Source organism: Saccharothrix luteola (assembly GCF_020859565.1).
Classification (GTDB): Bacteria; Actinomycetota; Actinomycetes; order Mycobacteriales; family Pseudonocardiaceae; genus Actinosynnema; species Actinosynnema luteola.
Genome location: NZ_JAJHUO010000040.1, coordinates 80,010 through 95,140, shown reverse-complemented (window position 1 = coordinate 95,140; position 15,131 = coordinate 80,010). Strand labels below are relative to the sequence as shown.

The window sequence follows — 15,131 nt, the reverse complement described above, 5'->3', positions numbered from 1 at the left end:
TCGCCTCGACGATCATGAGGTACTGGTTCTGGCCCTGGACCTTGTAGACCTCGACCGCTTCGAACAGGTTGTTCGTCGTGTCGCTCATGATCGTGGTGTAGGACGAGCCGAAGCTGCCCGGGAAGTTCCCGAGCGGCATGACCTGGCGGTAGATCTTGCCGTTGTCACCGGCGAAGAACAGGTACATGTTCTGGCCGTCGCCGATGAGCGTCTGGTCGATCGGGCCCGTGCCGGAACCGGTGATGCTCGCCGTGGAGAGCACCTGCTGCGCCGACCACCCGTTCGGGTTGGTGGGGTCGCTCGACGTCCGGTAGCTGAACGCGGTGCCACCCCACTGGTAGGCGAGCACCCAGATGTTCTTCGGGGCGAAGTAGATCAGCGTGGGCGCGACGGTGCCGATGTTCATGGCCTGCTGGGGCGCCGAGGCCATCTCGGACCAGTTGCCGAAGAGCCCGAAGTTCATCGAGCCCCAGCGAGTCCCGAAGTCGTGCGTCGTGCCGTAGACCAGGTGCTTGCCGTTGTAAGGCACGTAGGTGAAGTCCTTGAGCGACACCCAGCCCGACCTCGGGTTCGCCAGCGCGCCCGTCGACGACCAGCGGTACCTCGACGGCAGCGCGCATGTGCCGGGCGTGGTGGTCGTCGTCGTGGAAGTGGTGGTGGAAGTGGAAGTGGAAGTGGAGGTGGAAGTGGTGCTGGTCGGGGTGGTCGTCGACGTCGTGCTACCGGTGCACACCACGCCGTTCAGGGCGAAACTCGTCGGAATCGGGTTGCTGCCCGTCCACGACCCGTTGAAACCGAACGACGCCGAACCGCCGGTGGCGATCGAACCGTTGTAGCTCACGTTCTTCGCGGTCACCGCGGAACCGCTCTGCGTCAACGACGTGCTCCACGACTGCGTCACCGTCTGGCCCGCGCCGAACGACCACGTCAACGTCCACCCGGTCAGCGGATCACCCAGGTTGGTGATCGACACGTTGCCGGTGAAGCCGCCCTGCCACTGCGAAGCCACGGCGTAGTTCACCGAACAGCCGGCGGCCGCGGCGCCGGCCGGCAACGCCACCAGGGTCGCAGCCGTTGCCAGCAGTGCGGCGCTCGCCACCGCGGCGCCGACATTTGCTGCTCTGGACCTGGTCATGAAGCTGCGTCGTTGCATTGACATGACGTCTCCTCTGCGGACTTTGCGCAAGTTTTCGAACAGTGGCCGTCCGCGATCGCGTTTGTCGACGAGAACGGTCATCGGCTCAAGAAGTCGGCGCGATCGGCCGGGTGCCGATATGGCCGAGCGACCAGCACGTCGCTAAAAGTTTTAGCGATAGTGCTAAATATTTGAGCGCGTTCTCATGAACACCTTCCGGGCACGACGACGATACCGGCGTTTAAGCGGTTGATCTGTTCCCAGAATGGAGTGCGCAAGGCCTCGGGGTCAACAGGGCGAGCTTGACCGTCTCAATGGGCGGGCAAAGGGATCAGTCGTATTCCTCCAGTTTGCCCCGGGAGGACAGGAGGCGGCGCAGGGAGGCCAGCCGGCCGGGGGAGGCCTCGCCGGTGCGGACCAGTTCGTCCAGCATGCAGTCCGGGTCGTCCGGCGGGCCCTGGTGGCCGCAGCCCGACGGGCACTCCTCGGCCATCGCCTTCATGTCCGGGAACGCGCCCACGATGTCGTCCGGCGTGATGTGCGCCAGGCCGAACGAGCGGATGCCCGGTGTGTCCACCGCCCACCCGCCTTCCGGCAGCGGCAGGGCGACGGTCTGCGTCGACGTGTGGCGCCCCTTGCCGACACCGCTCACCACGCCCACCGCCCGGTGCGCGTCGGGCACCAGCCGGTTCACCAACGTCGACTTGCCGACGCCCGAGTGCCCGATCAACGCCGACAACCGGTTCGCCAGCCGCCCGCGCAGCTCGTCCGGGTCCTGGTCGGACCGCGTCACCACCACCGGCAGGTCCAGCTCGGCGTACGCGGCGACCAGCTCGTCCGGCGACGCCAGGTCCGACTTCGTCAAGCACAGCAGCGGTTCCAGCCCGCCCGCCCACGCCGCCACCAGGCACCGGTCGATGAAACCGCGACGGGGCTGCGGGTCGGCCAACGCCGACACGATCACCAGCTGCTCGGCGTTGGCCACCACCACCCGCTCGAACGGGTCCGTGTCGTCCGCCGTGCGCCGCAGCACGCTGCGCCGCTGCTCCACCCGCACGATCCGCGCCAACGTGTCCGGCTGGCCGGACGTGTCGCCGACCAGCCCGACGTGGTCGCCGACGACGACCGGCGTGCGGCCGAGCTCCCGCGCCCGCATGGCGACGACCAGCCGCCCCGGGTCGCCGTCCATCGCGCACGTCCACCGGCCCCGGTCGACGCCGACGACCATGGCGGGCACGGCGTCCGCGTGCTCGGGCCGGCGCTTGCTGCGCGGCCGGGTGCCCTTGCCCGGCCGCACCCGCACGTCGGACTCGTCCAACCGCCGCCAGTCGCCCCTCGCCACGTCAGCGCGCCCCCGGCAGCGCCAGCATGGCCGCCCACATGCCGGGGAAGTCGGGCAGCGTCTTCGTGGTGCAGCCGATGTCGTCCACGGACACGCCCTCGACGACCAGGCCGATGATCGCGCCGGCGGTGGCCATCCGGTGGTCGGCGTAGGCGCGCCACACGCCGCCGCGCAGCGGTCGCGGCGTGATGACCAGGCCGTCCTCGGTCTCCTCCGCGTCGCCGCCCAGCCGGTTGATCTCGGCGGCGAGCGCGGCGAGCCGGTCCGTCTCGTGGCCGCGGATGTGGGCGACACCGCGGATGCGCGTCCGCCCGTCGGCCAGCGCCGCCAGGGCCGCGACGGTCGGCGTCAGCTCGCTCTCGTCACGCAGGTCGAGGTCGATCCCGGTCAACCTGTCCGGCCCGCGCAGCACCAGGCCGGCGTCGGACAGCGCGACCTCGCAGCCCATGCGCCCGAAGAGGTCCTGCGCCGCGCCTCCGGGCTGCGTGGTCCGGGTCGGCCAACCCGGGATCGTCACCCGGCCGCCGGTGACGGCCGCCGCCGCCAGGAACGCGGTCGCGTTGGACAGGTCCGGCTCGACGTGCCAGTCGCGGCCCTCGACGGGGCCCGGCTCGACCCGCCACTCGTTCGGCGACGCGTCGTCCACCACGACACCGGCCTGGCGCATCATCGCCACGGTCATCTCGATGTGGGGCATGGAGGGCACGGGCTTGCCGTCGTGCCGGATCGTCACGCCGCTCTCGTACCGCGCGCCCGACAGCAGGAGCCCGGACACGAACTGGGACGACGCCGACGCGTCGATGGTGACCTCGCCACCGGGCACGCCGCCCTTGCCGTGCAGCGTGAACGGCAGCGCGTCGCCCGCCACGTCCGCGCCCAACGCCCGCAGCGCGTCCAGGATCGTGGTCATCGGTCGGGTCCGCGCGTGCGGGTCGCCGTCGAAGGTGATGTCGCCGACCGCGAGCGCGGCGGCGGGCGGCAGGAACCGCATCACGGTGCCCGCCAGGCCACAGTCGACCTGCGCCGGGCCGTGCATCTCGTGGGGTGTGACCAGCCAGGACCCGTCCGGGCCGTCGTCGATCCCGACGCCGAGCGACCGCAGCGCGTCGACCATCAGCTTGGTGTCGCGGCTGCGCAGCGGCGCGTGCACGGTGGACGGGCGGTCGGCCAGGGCGGCGAGCACGAGCGCGCGGTTGGTGATCGACTTGGAGCCTGGCACGGGTACCGTCGCGTCGACCGGGCCGTCGGCGGTGGGAGCGGACCACTGCTGAGTCATGGCTTGATGATTCCGCATCGGGTGGTCGACAGCTCGCACCGGGCTTTCCGACGTGCGACGATGGGCTTCGCCCGAGGGTGATCTGTGGAGAGGTGATCGGTGTGTGCGGCAGGTACGCGTCCACCAAGAACCCCGCGCTGCTCGCGGCGGAGTTCGACGCGGTCGACGGCACCGAGGGCGAGGCGCCCGGCGCGGACTACAACGTCGCGCCGACCAAGCAGGTGCTCGCCGTGGTCGAACGGCACCCGCGCGACGAGGAGGGCAACCCCGACCCGGACACCACCGAGCGCAGCGTCCGCGTGATGCGCTGGGGCCTGGTGCCGCACTGGGCCAAGGACCTGTCCGGCGCCGCGAAGATGATCAACGCGCGGGCGGAGAGCGTGCTGGACAAGCCCGCCTACCGGAACTCGGCGGCCAAGCGCCGGTGCATCGTCCCGGCCGCCGGCTGGTACGAGTGGCAGCCGGGCGAGGGCCGCAAGCAGCCGTACTTCATCAACCCCGGCGACGACTCCAGCCTCGCCATGGCCGGCATCTGGTCGGTGTGGTGGCAGCAGGACGGCGACGAGCGCAAGCCGATCATCACGTGCGCCGTGCTCACCACGGACGCGATCGGCGAGATGACCTCCGTGCACCACCGGATGCCGCTGGTGCTGCCGAAGGACCGCTGGGCGGCGTGGCTCGACCCGGACAACGACGACCCGAAGGACCTGCTCGCGCCCGACCTCGACCTGGTCGACGCGCTGGAGCTGCGCCCGGTGTCGACGAAGGTCAACAGCATCAAGAACAACGACCCGTCGCTGATGGCGGCCGTCACGCTGGGGGAGTCCGAGAAGCCGGAGCCCACCTTGTTCGAGCTGACATGACCTCACGGGTGGTCGAAACCCCGTACGGCCCCGCGCGGGCCGAGCTGCACTGCGCCTCCGAGAGCCGCGCCGCGCTCCTGCTCGGGCACGGCGCGGGCGGCGGTATCGCCGCGCCGGACCTGGTGGCCGCGACCCGCGCGGCGGTGGACATCGGCGTGCACGTGGCGCTGGTCGAGCAGCCGTACCGGGTGGCGGGCCGCCGCGCGCCCGCGCCCGCCAAGCAGCTCGACGCGGCGTGGCTCGCGGTGGCCGACGAGCTGGGCGAGACCTGGTTCGACGACCTGCCGCTGCTGTTCGGCGGCCGGTCCTCCGGCGCGCGGGTGGCGTGCCGGACGTCGTCCGAGGGCCAGGCGGTGGCGGTGCTGTGCCTGGCGTTCCCGGTGCACCCGCCGGGCAAGCCGGAGAAGTCCCGGATGCCGGAGCTGGACGGCGTCGAAGTCGCCACCCTCGTGGTGCAGGGCGAGAACGACCCGTTCGGCAGGCCCGAGGCGGCGCACCACCGCGACGTCGTGCTGCTGCCCGGCGACCACAACCTCAAGGCCGACGTGGGCGCGGTGGGCCGGGCCGTCGGGGAGTGGCTCGACCGCGTGCTGCGCCCGCTGGAGGTGTGAGGGAGCCCGGCGATCAGGCCGAGATCGGCGCGACGACCGCCTGCGTGAGCCTGACCAGCGCTTCCGGTGCGATCTCGACCTCGAGCCCGCGCCGTCCGGCCGAGCAGTAGATGGTCTCGAACGCCTCCGCCGAGGCGTCCAGCGCCACCGGCAGTCGCTTCTTCTGCCCCAACGGCGAGATGCCGCCCGCCACGTACCCGGTGGCGCGCTCGGCCGCCGCGACGTCGGCCATCTTCGCCTTCTTCCCGCCCACGGCCGCGGCCAGCGCCTTCAGGTCCAGCTGCCCCGTGACCGGAACCACACCGACGGCCAACCGGCCGTCCACGTCCGCGACCAGCGTCTTGAACACCCGTTCGGGGGCGATCCCCAACGCCTCCGCCGCCTCCAGCCCGTACGACTCGTGCCGGGGGTCGTGCTCGTAGGCGTGCAGCGCGTAGGCCACCTTCTGCTTGTCCAGCAACGCGGTGGCGGGCGTTCCACGACCGGCCATGATCGCGCACGATAGCCGAGGGAATGCCGGGCGGCGTCGTCGCGTTGCTGCGAACGTGGCTACCGAGGTGATGGACCAGCAGGTCGGCAGGCAGGTCAAGGCGCGCCCGCCGCGTGGCTCGGCTCACTGCCGACCCGGGGACCGCCGCGTATCCTCGACTGCGTCCCAGACAGTTCCATCCACCGCGCTGACCAGCCGGTGGGAAGGGAGCGCGGTGCCAGCCACGCGAACGCAGGACACGCCGACTGACGAGACAACGGCCGAGCGCGCAGCCAGGTTCGAGCGCGACGCTATGCCGATGCTCGACCAGTTGTACTCGGCGGCCCTGCGGATGACCCGCAACCCGGCCGACGCCGAGGACCTGGTCCAGGAGACCTACCTCAAGGCGTACGCCGCCTTCGCGTCCTTCTCGGAGGGCACGAACCTCAAGGCCTGGCTGTACCGCATCCTCACCAACACCTACATCAACGGCTACCGCAAGAAGCAGCGCCAACCGATCCAGCAGCCGACGGACGAGATCACGGACTGGCAGTTGGCGCAGGCGGAGAGCCACACGTCGACCGGGCTGCGGTCGGCGGAGGTCGAGGCGATGGACCGGCTGCCGGACTCAGACGTCAAGGAAGCCTTGCAGCGACTGCCGGAGGAGTTCCGGATCGCGGTGTACCTCGCGGACGTGGAGGGCTTCGCCTACAAGGAGATCGCAGACATCATGGGCACCCCCATCGGAACCGTGATGTCCCGGTTGCACCGGGGCCGCAGGCAGCTTCGCGACCAGCTGGCGGACACCGCGCGCGAGCGCGGCATCATCCGCGACGGTCACCAGGAGGTGGCGGGCCGATGAGCTGCGGCGAACCGCACGAGACGGACTGCTCCGAGGTCCTGTCCGAGGTCTACCTCTTCCTCGACCACGAGTGCGACGAGAGGCGCAAGGAGCTGCTCCAGACCCACCTGGAGGAGTGCCACCCGTGCCTGGAGCAGTACGGCATCGAGGAGCACCTGAAGGCGCTGCTGGCCCGCAAGTGCGGCGGCGAGCACGCGCCCGAGGAGCTGCGGCGGCGCCTGCGCGCCCGGCTCTACCAGACGGCCGAGCAGACGACGGTGGAGGTCGAGGTCACCACGACGGTGACCAGGACCGAGACGTCGAGCAGCTGACCGTCGGGTCCCTGTTCGCGGACCCGGACGAGCGGTGCAAGTCGAAGGCCCCGGAGCGGTGCTCCGGGGCCTTCGCACGCCGTGACACTGGATCAGGCGTTGGGGCGCTTCCCGTGGTTGGCGCCACCCTTCTTGCGGTCGCGGCGCTTGCGGGCACGCTTCGACATGGGGTTCTCCTAGTGCTCGTCATGCTTCATCCCAGTGTGTCACGCGGTCGCCTGGGCACGGCACCGGGTCTGGATCGTGGTTGGATGGACTCGACGAAGGAGGACCATGGCCGAGGAGATCCGGGCCGAGATCGTGGCCAACGTGGCCCAGATCGCCGTCGCGGAAGGCGATGAGGTCACGCACGAGACCACGGTCGTGGTGCTCGAGAGCATGAAGATGGAGATCCCCGTCCTCCCCGAGGGCTCGGGTCGGATCACCCGCATCGCGGTGTCGCCCGGCGACGTGGTCCAAGAGGGCGATCTCATCGCGGTGGTGGAGTAGCTGTCCACGCTCACCGACCTCCTCGCCGAGCACACCAAGCTCTCCGGCGGAGCCGTCGACCACCTGCAGCTGGTGGTCGCGGAGTGGCAGCTGCTGTCCGACCTCAGCTTCGCCGACTTCCTGATGTGGGTGCCGCTGGACGAGACGACGTTCCTGTGCGTCGCGCAGGCCCGGCCGACCACCGCGCCGACCGCGCACCCCGAGGACGTCGTCGGCAGCATGGTGGACGTCGAGGAACACCCCCAGCTGCGCCGCGCGATGACCGAGGTCCGGATCTGCCGCGAGGAGGACCCGCGCTGGCACCTCGGCGTGCCGGTCCGCCGCGAGGCGATCCCGGTCAAGCGCAACGACGAGGTCATCGCCGTCCTGAGCCGCAACACGAACCTGGCCGTGCCGCGCGTGCCGAGCCCGTTGGAGATCTCCTACCTGGGCAGCGCCGCCGACCTGTGCCAGATGATCTCGGACGGCACGTTCCCGACCACCGAGCCGTCGCCGGACGTGCACACCAGCCCCCGCGTGGGTGACGGCCTGATCCGGCTGGACGCCTCGGGCGCGGTCGTGTTCGCCAGCCCGAACGCGCTGAGCGCCTACCACCGCATGGGCCACGCGTCCGACCTGGTCGGCGTGCACCTGGCCCCATTGACGCGGTCCCTGATCGGCGACCCGTTCGACGCCACGGAGGTCGCGCAGCGCATCCGGTCCGCCCTGGACGGCCAGCCGAGCATGCGCATCGAGGCCGAGTCGCGCCGCGGCGCGGCCGTGTTGTTCCGCGCCCTGCCACTGCGACCGCGTGGCAGCGCGGCGGGCGCGCTGGTGCTCTGCCGCGACGTCACGGAGGTCCGCCGCCGCGACCGCGCCCTGATGTCGAAGGACGCGACGATCCGCGAGATCCACCACCGGGTGAAGAACAACCTCCAGACGGTGGCCGCGCTGCTGCGCCTGCAGAGCAGGCGGACCAGCAGCGAGGAGGCGCGCGAGGCGCTGGCCGAGTCGGTGCGCCGCGTCACGTCGATCGCGCTGGTGCACGAGACGCTGTCCATGTCGGTGGACGAGCGGGTGGACCTCGACGACGTGGTGGACAAGGTCATCCCGATGATGTCGGACGTGGCCGCCACCGAGTCGCAGGTCGTGGTGCGCCGCGACGGGAAGTTCGGCATCGTCCAGGCCGAGCTCGCCACCCCGCTGGTGATGGTGCTGACCGAACTCGTGCAGAACGCGTTCGAGCACGCGTACGCGGCGGGCCAGCGGGGCGAGGTGGTCGTGCACGCCGAGCGCTCGGCGAAGTGGCTCGACGTCGTGATCTCGGACGATGGCCGCGGCCTGCCGCAGGGCTTCTCGCTGGAGCGCACCGACCGGCTCGGGTTGCAGATCGTCCGGACGCTGGTGGAGTCCGAACTCAGGGGCTCGTTGAGCTTGCGGAGGAGGCCCCGAGGCGGTACAGAGGCGGTCCTGCGCGTACCGCTCAGAGCCCGGCGTTAGACTGCTCCCCGTGCACACGTGACGACCTACCTCAGCGGTCCGATCGGCGGCTCAGCCGTCGTGGAGTCACGTGGTCATGCGGGAGGGTGTGCAACACAAGCGAAAGGCCCGACACCTGGCACGGTGTCGGGCCTTTCGTGTTGTTTGCTCGAGGCGGCTCAGGCGTTGCTGCGAGCCCGGGTGCGAGCGTTGCGGCGCTTGAGGGCGCGACGCTCGTCTTCGCTCATCCCGCCCCACACGCCGGCGTCCTGGCCGCTCTCGAGCGCCCACGAGAGGCAGTCGGAGACGACGGGGCAGCGGCGGCAGACGGTCTTCGCCTCGGCGATCTGCAGGAGCGCAGGACCGCTGTTCCCCACGGGGAAGAACAGCTCGGGGTCCTCGTCGCGGCAGATCGCGCGGTGGCGCCAGTCCATTGGAACTACTCCTCAGCTAGGCGCGCGCGAAGGCGCGCCACTCGTCAGCGGTCGGTTTTGGGGTGCTTGTGAATGCTTTCACGAACGGCGGGGATGTCAAGGGTTTAGCCCCAACCCGGTGAGTGAACTCACCCGAAAGATCGACTGGGTTCACCTGCGCTTTCACACAGGGACGTCACACCAGGTCACAACATCGCGGATGGGTACCGGGCCGGTCACGCCACGATCACACGGCGACCGTGAGCGCGCCTGGCACCCCGGTGAACTCGACCTCGGTGCACGAGCCGAGCAGGTCACCGTCAACCTGCAGGTTGACGGGTTCCGGACTCGTCACGCGGACGAACTCGACGTCGTCGCGCCGGAGCAGGTTCCCGCCTTTGGGGTTCCCATCCGTGGCCAAGAGATGCGCGAGATAGCGAAGAACTGTCGGCAATCCCATCCCGTGCAGCGCGAACAGGCCGAGACCGCCGTCGAAGGACGTGCTGGGGTTGAGCCGGATCGCCTTGTCGCCGAGGTAGGTCCACGGGTCGGTGTTCGAGACGAACGCCAGCCGCACGTCCTCGAACAGCGGTTCCTCGGGGATGTGCACGGTGAGCGTCGGCGGCTGTCTGCGCTGGGTGAAGTAGCTGGTCAGCGCGGTGCGCGCGTACAGGGTCGGTGACGCCTGGCGGCCCCTGGCGCGCTGGTGCTCGACGGCGGCGACCACGTCGGCGTCCCAGCCCACGCCCGCGTTGAAGGTGAACCAGCGGTCGTGGTCGAGACCCGCGCCGGTGGCGGCGACGTGCCCGACGCTGACCTTGCGGCTGGTGCCGTGCTCGATGGCCTGGAGCAGGCGGTAGGTGGCCTCGACCGGGTCGCGCGGCAGGCCGAGGGCGCCCGCGAACACGTTCGCCGAGCCGCCGGGGACCACGCCGAGCATGGGCAGGCCCGGCTGCGCGCCCTCGCGCAGCACGCCGTTGACCACCTCGTTCACCGTGCCGTCGCCACCGTGCGCGACGACCAGGTCGTACCCGTCGAGGACGGCCTGCGCGGCGGCGTCCGCCGCGTGGCCGCGGTAGTCCGTCTCGACGATGTCGAGCTTCACATCGCTGGCCAGTGCGTGCGCGAGCACGTCCCGACCGGCAGGCGTGGTTGCCGTCGCCTGCGGGTTGACCACCAGAAGTGCGCGCACTCTTGCAGGGTAGGACAGCGCGTGACCTCCGACAGGTTGCGTGTCACCCGGTAGGAGGCTGCAGAGCGCACGAAAGTGGCCGACGTCTCCTTTCCGTGTCCCCATTTCCCAGGGTCCCGCGTCGTGCTGCGTCTCGCGACAAGTGCACCCCGGCCCGACCGCCGGCTCGCCGAAGAGACTCCTGTGATCATCGCCCCTGGGGCGGTCGAACGGGACACGCCAACCGGGTGGCCTACGATGCGTGACGAGTACGCACTGTGAGGAAAGGCCCAGTTGAGGGGCGCACAGCTGAAGGGGCGCGGCGTGTCGACCGAAGGCAAGGTCCCACCGGCGGTCCGGGCGGCGGGCGCGCTGACCGCGTTGCAGGGCCTGACCGGCCTGGCGTTCGCGGTCGCGCTGGTGGTGCGGTCGTTCAGCGCGGAGAAGTCCGGCGAGGTGCTCGGCGAGGCCGCCTACTTCGCGGTGCTGTCGGCGGGTGTGCTCGCGGCCGGTGTCGGCCTGGTGCTCGGCAAGCACTGGGGTCGCACGCCCGCGGTCGTGGTGCAGCTCCTCCTGCTGGGTGTCGCCTGGTACATGTACGGGCCGTCCGACCGCCAGTTGTGGGGCGCGCTGCTCGGTGCGTACGTCGTCGGCACGCTCGTGCTGCTGTTCACGAACCCGGTGCGCCGGTGGGCGCTCGGCGTGGACGAGGAAGAGGCGGACGCGTAGGTGGTTCCGGTCGGTCAGGGCCAATCGGCCGCAGACCATCGTCTGGGCGCTCGCCGACTAACGGCGGGTGGCCGGCGTCACTCCGACAGGTGACGCTGTGGGTGGTGAATTCACCACTCCCTGCGTTCGTTGAGGTGACAACTCCATGCGATTCACTCGCGCCCTGTCCGCGGTGGTCGGAGCCACTACCGCACTGCTGTCCGCGTTCGCCCTGACCGCGATCGCCCCGGCGGCGTCTGCCCAGGAGGCCGGCGTCGTCGAGCCGTACATCATCGGCGGCGGCACGGCGAGCAACGCCCCGTGGGCGGCCCGCCTGTTCCGCAACGGCCAGCAGAACTGCTCGGCCACGATCATCGCCCCGCAGTGGGTCCTGACCGCGCAGCACTGCGTGGCGAGCTCGGGCACCTACACGTTCCGGATCGGCAGCCTCGACCAGACCACCGGCGGCACCCTGGCCACCGCCACCCAGATCATCCAGCACCCGTCGGTCGACCTGGCGCTGGCGCGGCTGGACCGGTCGGTCTCGGGCACCTACGCGCCGCTGGGCACCACCACGGCCGTGGCCGTCGGCCAGACCGTGCAGCTCTACGGCTGGGGCGCCACCTGCACCAACCAGCCGGAGATCAACTGCCAGTCCCGCTACCTCAAGTACGCCAACACCCGCGTGACCTCGGTCAACGGGCGTGACTACCGCGGCGGCATCGCGATCTCGGTGTCCCGCATCGACGGCATCGCGGCCGGCGGCGACTCGGGCGGCCCGATGTTCGCGACCAGCCCGGTCGACGGCCGCCGCTACCAGGTCGGCGTCGCCTCCACCAGCGACCGCTCGACCCGGTCGAACTACACCGCCGTCACCCGCTACCGCGACTGGATCCGCTCCTACGCCGGAGTGTGAGCCGACCTCCCCGGCCGAGGGGCAGGCACCTCTCCCCCCCTGCGCCGCCCCTCGGCCGGGGCACCACGGTTTGATCCGGGGTCACTCACCAGTCACAATCACCCTGCGTGTTCACATTTGGCGGATGGACACGAACGGAGTAGCCAGATACGGTCTGGCAGGCGTTCACGCCGCTCCGGGTGCAGGCAGGGTGAGGTGCGCAGTGCAGAACCCCCCGAGGTGGGTGTCGACCAATGGTGATGTCGAGCGCCCCAACGTGGCCCGGCTCTACGACTACTACCTCGGCGGAGCGCACAACTTCGCGGTCGACCGCGAGTTCGCCGACCGGTCGATGAACGAGATCCCGACCGCCGCCATGGTCCAGCACACCCGTTCGTTCCTGCGCCGGGCCGTCCGGCTGTGCGTGGCGCAGGGCATCCGCCAGTTCCTCGACCTCGGCTCCGGCATCCCCACCGCGGGCAACGTGCACGAGGTCGCCCAGCAGGCCGACCCGACGTGCCGCGTGGTGTACGTGGACAACGAGCCCGCCACCGTGGCCCACAGCCGCACCATGCTGCGCGGCAACGCGGGCGCGGCCATCGCCGAGGCCGACATCCGGGACGTGGGCGCGGTCCTGGCCGCGCCCGAGGTCCGCGGGCTGCTCGACCTGACCAGGCCGGTCGCCGTGCTGATGGTCGCGATCCTGCCCTACATCGCCGACGACGACCGCCCGATCGAGCTGGTCCACCGCTACCGCGACGCGATCGCCGACGGCAGCTACCTGGTGATCAGCCACCTGACCGCGGACGAGCAGCCGGAGCTGGTGCGCAAGCTGGTCGCCGTGGCGGACGAGACCGACTCGCCGATAGTGGCCCGGTCCAGGGCGGACGTCGAGGCGATGCTCGCCGGGTTCGACCTGGTCGACCCCGGGCTGGTGCTGGCCACGAAATGGCGTGGCGAGGGCGAGCCGGAGACCAGCGCCGAGGCCGTGACCTACGGCGCCGTGGGCGTGAAGCGGCCGAACGGCTGATCACGCCGGTCCGGGTCACGGCCGACCGGTGGAGGGCTTCCCGGACTCGCCGAGCAGCCGGGTCTGCTCCTTCAGCACGGCGACCGTGCGCACCACCCAGTCCCCGATGACCTGCTGCTCCTCCGGGCTGTAGCGCGCGCCCAGCTCGGCCATGGCGGCGCTCAACCCGGCGAAGACCTGCCCGAACGCGCCGGGGATCGCGGTGATCACCACCCGCCTGCGGTCGCCGGGGTCGGGTTCGCGCCGCACCAGCCCCGCGCGTTCGAGCCGGTCGGCGACGCCGGTGACCGCGCCGGGGGTCAGGTTGATCTCCTTGGCCAGCTCGCCGGCCGACAGCGGGCCCTTGCCCGCGATGAGCGCGAGCGCGCGCTGGTCGACCGCCGTCACGCCCAGGCGCGCGCCGACGGCCTCGTGGAACGCGACCACCGCCGTGCTCAGCTCACGTCCGAAGTCCCGTCCGTCCATGCCGTCACTTTACCGCGCTCGATATTTCAGTACACTGAACTAAAATGATCGGGGAGTGAGAGGTGTGGGGATGTCGGAGCTGGGGTTGGCGCTCGAGGTGCCGCGCTGGGCCGCGCGGTTCTACCTGCGGCACTGGGTGGTGGTCGTGGGGTTGTCGCTGGTGGCGTCGGTGCAGCGGCTCGTGGTGGTGAACTGGGGCGGCCTGGTGCCGGACGGGGTGGCGTTCGCCTCGGAGGTCGTCGTGGTGGCCGCGCGGGTGCTGCTGGTCGTCGTGATCTGGCGGTTGGCGACCCGGGGTGAGCGGCTGGGTTGGGCGGACGCGCGGGCGTTCGCGGCGCGGCACTGGCCGAGCCTGGTGTGGCAGGGGATGCTGCTGGCGGTGGCGTTCCTGGTGTTCGACGTCGTCGCGGAGCAGGTGGTCGGCGGGCTGCTGCCCGAGTCGGCGCGGCAGACCTACCTGGCCGTGCTGCTGTTCGCGAAGAACCCGACCGTCATCGCGTTCACGTTCGTGTGGTGGGTGGGGCTGATCCGGCAGGTCGGCGTCAGCCGTGCAGTGCCAGTCCGGTGAGCGGGTCGTCGGTGAGGCGGAAGACGGTCCACTCGTCCATCGGCAGCGCGCCGAGCGACTTGTAGAAGCCGATCGCGGGCGCGTTCCAGTCGAGCACCCACCACTCCAGGCGCGCGTAGCCGCGGGCGACGCACTCCTCGGCGAGGGCTTGCAGGAGCGCCCGGCCGAGGCCGCTCTGGCGCTGGTCCGGCTGGACGTAGAGGTCTTCGAGGTAGATGCCGTGCGTGCCGCGCCAGGTGGAGAAGTTGAGGAACCACAAGGCCATGCCGACGACCCGACCGTCCACTTCGGCCACGTGGCCGAAGAGTGCGGGCGAGGGGCGGAACAGCGCGTCGTGCAGCTGCTCGACGGTCAGCCGGCACTCGTGCCGCGCGCGTTCGTACTCGGCCAGCTCCTCGACCAGGGCGACGACGGCGGGCACGTCCTCCTCGCGCACGCGGCGGACGCGGGGATCAGTCAACGTCGACTTCCCAGGCGGGCACGTTCAGCCGGCGGACCTGCGGGTCGCCGCGCTCGTCGCCGAGCACCGTCGTGCCGGCCGGGTCCAGTCCGAAGTGGACGCCCTCGCTCGGCGGCAGGTTCAGCCAGGTGGCGATGAGCACGCGGCTGAAGTGGCCGTGGCCGACCAGCACCACGTCGCCGCTGAGCAACGCCTGGCGCGCCCGGTCGAGCACCTTGGCGGCGCGCGCGTGCACCTCGTCGTGCGACTCGCCCTTGGGCACGGCGTGGGTCCAGACCGTCCAGCCCGGGTCGGTCTCCCGGATCTGGGGCGTGGTGAGGCCTTCGTAGTCGCCGTAGTCCCACTCGGCGAGCTCCTCGGTGCGCTCGACGTCGTGCAGCCCGGCCAGCTCGGCGGTCCGCCAGGCGCGTTGGCGCGGGCTCGACAGCACGAGCGCGGGCGGCAGGTCGGTGGCGCGCAGCCGGGCCAGCACGGCGCCGGCGCGGCGGGCCTGCTGCACCCCGGTGTCGGTCAGCGGGACGTCGGTCTGCCCGGTGTGCCGACCGCTCTCGGACCACTCGGTTTGACCGTGCCGGAGCAGGTAGACGTGTGAGGTCACGGCCCGA

20 protein-coding genes are annotated in these 15,131 nt (G+C 71.0%); 10 read left to right on the top strand and 10 right to left on the bottom strand.

Going from position 1 to position 15,131, the window contains the following annotated elements; genetic code table 11:
• The 3 genes from LNK82_RS40860 to aroA all read right to left on the bottom strand — a co-directional run.
• Positions 1-1,159 (bottom strand): non-reducing end alpha-L-arabinofuranosidase family hydrolase (locus tag LNK82_RS40860; protein WP_230572234.1); only part of this gene is annotated, 1,159 nt, incomplete at its 3' end.
• 307 nt (positions 1,160-1,466) lie between these two features.
• Positions 1,467-2,477 (bottom strand): ribosome small subunit-dependent GTPase A, encoded by a 1,011-nt coding sequence (gene rsgA, locus LNK82_RS40855; RefSeq protein WP_230572233.1) that lies wholly within the window; start codon positions 2,475-2,477, stop codon positions 1,467-1,469.
• Between the two features lies 1 nt (position 2,478).
• A complete protein-coding gene (gene aroA, locus LNK82_RS40850; RefSeq protein WP_230572232.1) occupies positions 2,479-3,753 on the bottom strand; it encodes a 3-phosphoshikimate 1-carboxyvinyltransferase in 1,275 nt (424 codons plus the stop codon).
• Between the two features lie 101 nt (positions 3,754-3,854).
• Here aroA and LNK82_RS40845 point away from each other — a divergent pair, with 101 nt between their 5' ends.
• Together LNK82_RS40845 and LNK82_RS40840 are read left to right on the top strand one after the other, a co-directional pair.
• Positions 3,855-4,616 (top strand): SOS response-associated peptidase, encoded by a 762-nt coding sequence (locus LNK82_RS40845; RefSeq protein WP_230572240.1) that lies wholly within the window; start codon positions 3,855-3,857, stop codon positions 4,614-4,616.
• On the top strand, positions 4,613-5,227 hold the full coding sequence (locus tag LNK82_RS40840; RefSeq protein ID WP_230572231.1) for an alpha/beta hydrolase family protein: 615 nt from the start codon (positions 4,613-4,615) through the stop codon (positions 5,225-5,227). The genes LNK82_RS40845 and LNK82_RS40840 overlap by 4 nt, the downstream gene beginning before the upstream one ends.
• 13 nt (positions 5,228-5,240) lie before the next feature.
• On the opposite strand, the gene ybaK is transcribed toward LNK82_RS40840, so the two are convergent.
• A complete protein-coding gene (gene ybaK / locus LNK82_RS40835; protein ID WP_230572230.1) occupies positions 5,241-5,717 on the bottom strand; it encodes a Cys-tRNA(Pro) deacylase in 477 nt (158 codons plus the stop codon).
• 214 nt (positions 5,718-5,931) lie between these two features.
• On the opposite strand from ybaK, the gene LNK82_RS40830 reads away from it, so the two are divergent.
• Both LNK82_RS40830 and rsrA read left to right on the top strand, forming a co-directional pair.
• Positions 5,932-6,558, top strand: coding sequence for a sigma-70 family RNA polymerase sigma factor (locus LNK82_RS40830; RefSeq protein WP_053719537.1), 627 nt, complete (start codon positions 5,932-5,934; stop codon positions 6,556-6,558).
• Positions 6,555-6,869 carry a mycothiol system anti-sigma-R factor gene (gene rsrA, locus LNK82_RS40825; protein WP_230572229.1) on the top strand — a complete coding sequence of 105 codons (315 nt, stop codon included), beginning with the start codon at positions 6,555-6,557 and terminating at the stop codon, positions 6,867-6,869. Before LNK82_RS40830 ends, rsrA begins: the two co-directional genes overlap by 4 nt.
• 92 nt (positions 6,870-6,961) lie before the next feature.
• On the opposite strand, the gene LNK82_RS48530 is transcribed toward rsrA, so the two are convergent.
• The gene (locus LNK82_RS48530) at positions 6,962-7,036 is read right to left on the bottom strand and encodes a 50S ribosomal protein bL37 (protein ID WP_096498094.1); all 75 of its coding nucleotides are present in this window, start codon (positions 7,034-7,036) and stop codon (positions 6,962-6,964) included.
• 106 nt (positions 7,037-7,142) lie between these two features.
• Between LNK82_RS48530 and LNK82_RS40820 the strand changes: the two genes are divergently transcribed.
• Together LNK82_RS40820 and LNK82_RS40815 are read left to right on the top strand one after the other, a co-directional pair.
• Positions 7,143-7,358: a biotin/lipoyl-binding carrier protein gene (locus tag LNK82_RS40820; RefSeq protein ID WP_230572228.1), complete on the top strand. Its 216-nt coding sequence runs from the start codon at positions 7,143-7,145 to the stop codon at positions 7,356-7,358.
• Entirely contained in the window at positions 7,359-8,837 is a 1,479-nt protein-coding gene (locus LNK82_RS40815; RefSeq protein WP_230572239.1) for a PAS domain-containing sensor histidine kinase, read from the top strand.
• A gap of 158 nt (positions 8,838-8,995) precedes the next feature.
• Here the strand turns inward: LNK82_RS40815 and LNK82_RS40810 are convergent, their stop codons facing one another.
• Entirely contained in the window at positions 8,996-9,250 is a 255-nt protein-coding gene (locus LNK82_RS40810; RefSeq protein WP_053719541.1) for a WhiB family transcriptional regulator, read from the bottom strand.
• A 226-nt stretch (positions 9,251-9,476) separates the two neighbouring features.
• Complete coding sequence (locus LNK82_RS40805) at positions 9,477-10,421, bottom strand: diacylglycerol/lipid kinase family protein (RefSeq protein WP_230572227.1); 945 nt, start codon at positions 10,419-10,421, stop codon at positions 9,477-9,479.
• A 303-nt stretch (positions 10,422-10,724) separates the two neighbouring features.
• On the opposite strand from LNK82_RS40805, the gene LNK82_RS40800 reads away from it, so the two are divergent.
• The 3 genes from LNK82_RS40800 (at position 10,725) to LNK82_RS40790 (ending at position 13,033) form a co-directional block, all read left to right on the top strand.
• A complete protein-coding gene (locus LNK82_RS40800) occupies positions 10,725-11,129 on the top strand; it encodes a hypothetical protein (RefSeq protein WP_230572226.1) in 405 nt (134 codons plus the stop codon).
• A 145-nt stretch (positions 11,130-11,274) separates the two neighbouring features.
• The gene (locus LNK82_RS40795) at positions 11,275-12,024 is read left to right on the top strand and encodes a S1 family peptidase (RefSeq protein ID WP_230572225.1); all 750 of its coding nucleotides are present in this window, start codon (positions 11,275-11,277) and stop codon (positions 12,022-12,024) included.
• A gap of 223 nt (positions 12,025-12,247) precedes the next feature.
• On the top strand, positions 12,248-13,033 hold the full coding sequence (locus LNK82_RS40790; RefSeq protein ID WP_230572224.1) for an SAM-dependent methyltransferase: 786 nt from the start codon (positions 12,248-12,250) through the stop codon (positions 13,031-13,033).
• 15 nt (positions 13,034-13,048) lie between these two features.
• Here the strand turns inward: LNK82_RS40790 and LNK82_RS40785 are convergent, their stop codons facing one another.
• Entirely contained in the window at positions 13,049-13,498 is a 450-nt protein-coding gene (locus LNK82_RS40785; RefSeq protein WP_230572223.1) for a MarR family winged helix-turn-helix transcriptional regulator, read from the bottom strand.
• A gap of 70 nt (positions 13,499-13,568) precedes the next feature.
• Between LNK82_RS40785 and LNK82_RS40780 the strand changes: the two genes are divergently transcribed.
• The gene (locus LNK82_RS40780) at positions 13,569-14,066 is read left to right on the top strand and encodes a hypothetical protein (RefSeq protein ID WP_230572222.1); all 498 of its coding nucleotides are present in this window, start codon (positions 13,569-13,571) and stop codon (positions 14,064-14,066) included.
• Here the strand turns inward: LNK82_RS40780 and LNK82_RS40775 are convergent.
• The gene (locus LNK82_RS40775; RefSeq protein ID WP_230572221.1) at positions 14,041-14,526 is read right to left on the bottom strand and encodes a GNAT family N-acetyltransferase; all 486 of its coding nucleotides are present in this window, start codon (positions 14,524-14,526) and stop codon (positions 14,041-14,043) included. The two genes, LNK82_RS40780 and LNK82_RS40775, sit on opposite strands and share 26 nt — an antisense overlap.
• Complete coding sequence (locus LNK82_RS40770; RefSeq protein WP_230572220.1) at positions 14,519-15,124, bottom strand: histidine phosphatase family protein; 606 nt, start codon at positions 15,122-15,124, stop codon at positions 14,519-14,521. The genes LNK82_RS40775 and LNK82_RS40770 overlap by 8 nt, the downstream gene beginning before the upstream one ends.
• Positions 15,125-15,131: the final 7 nt, after the last annotated feature.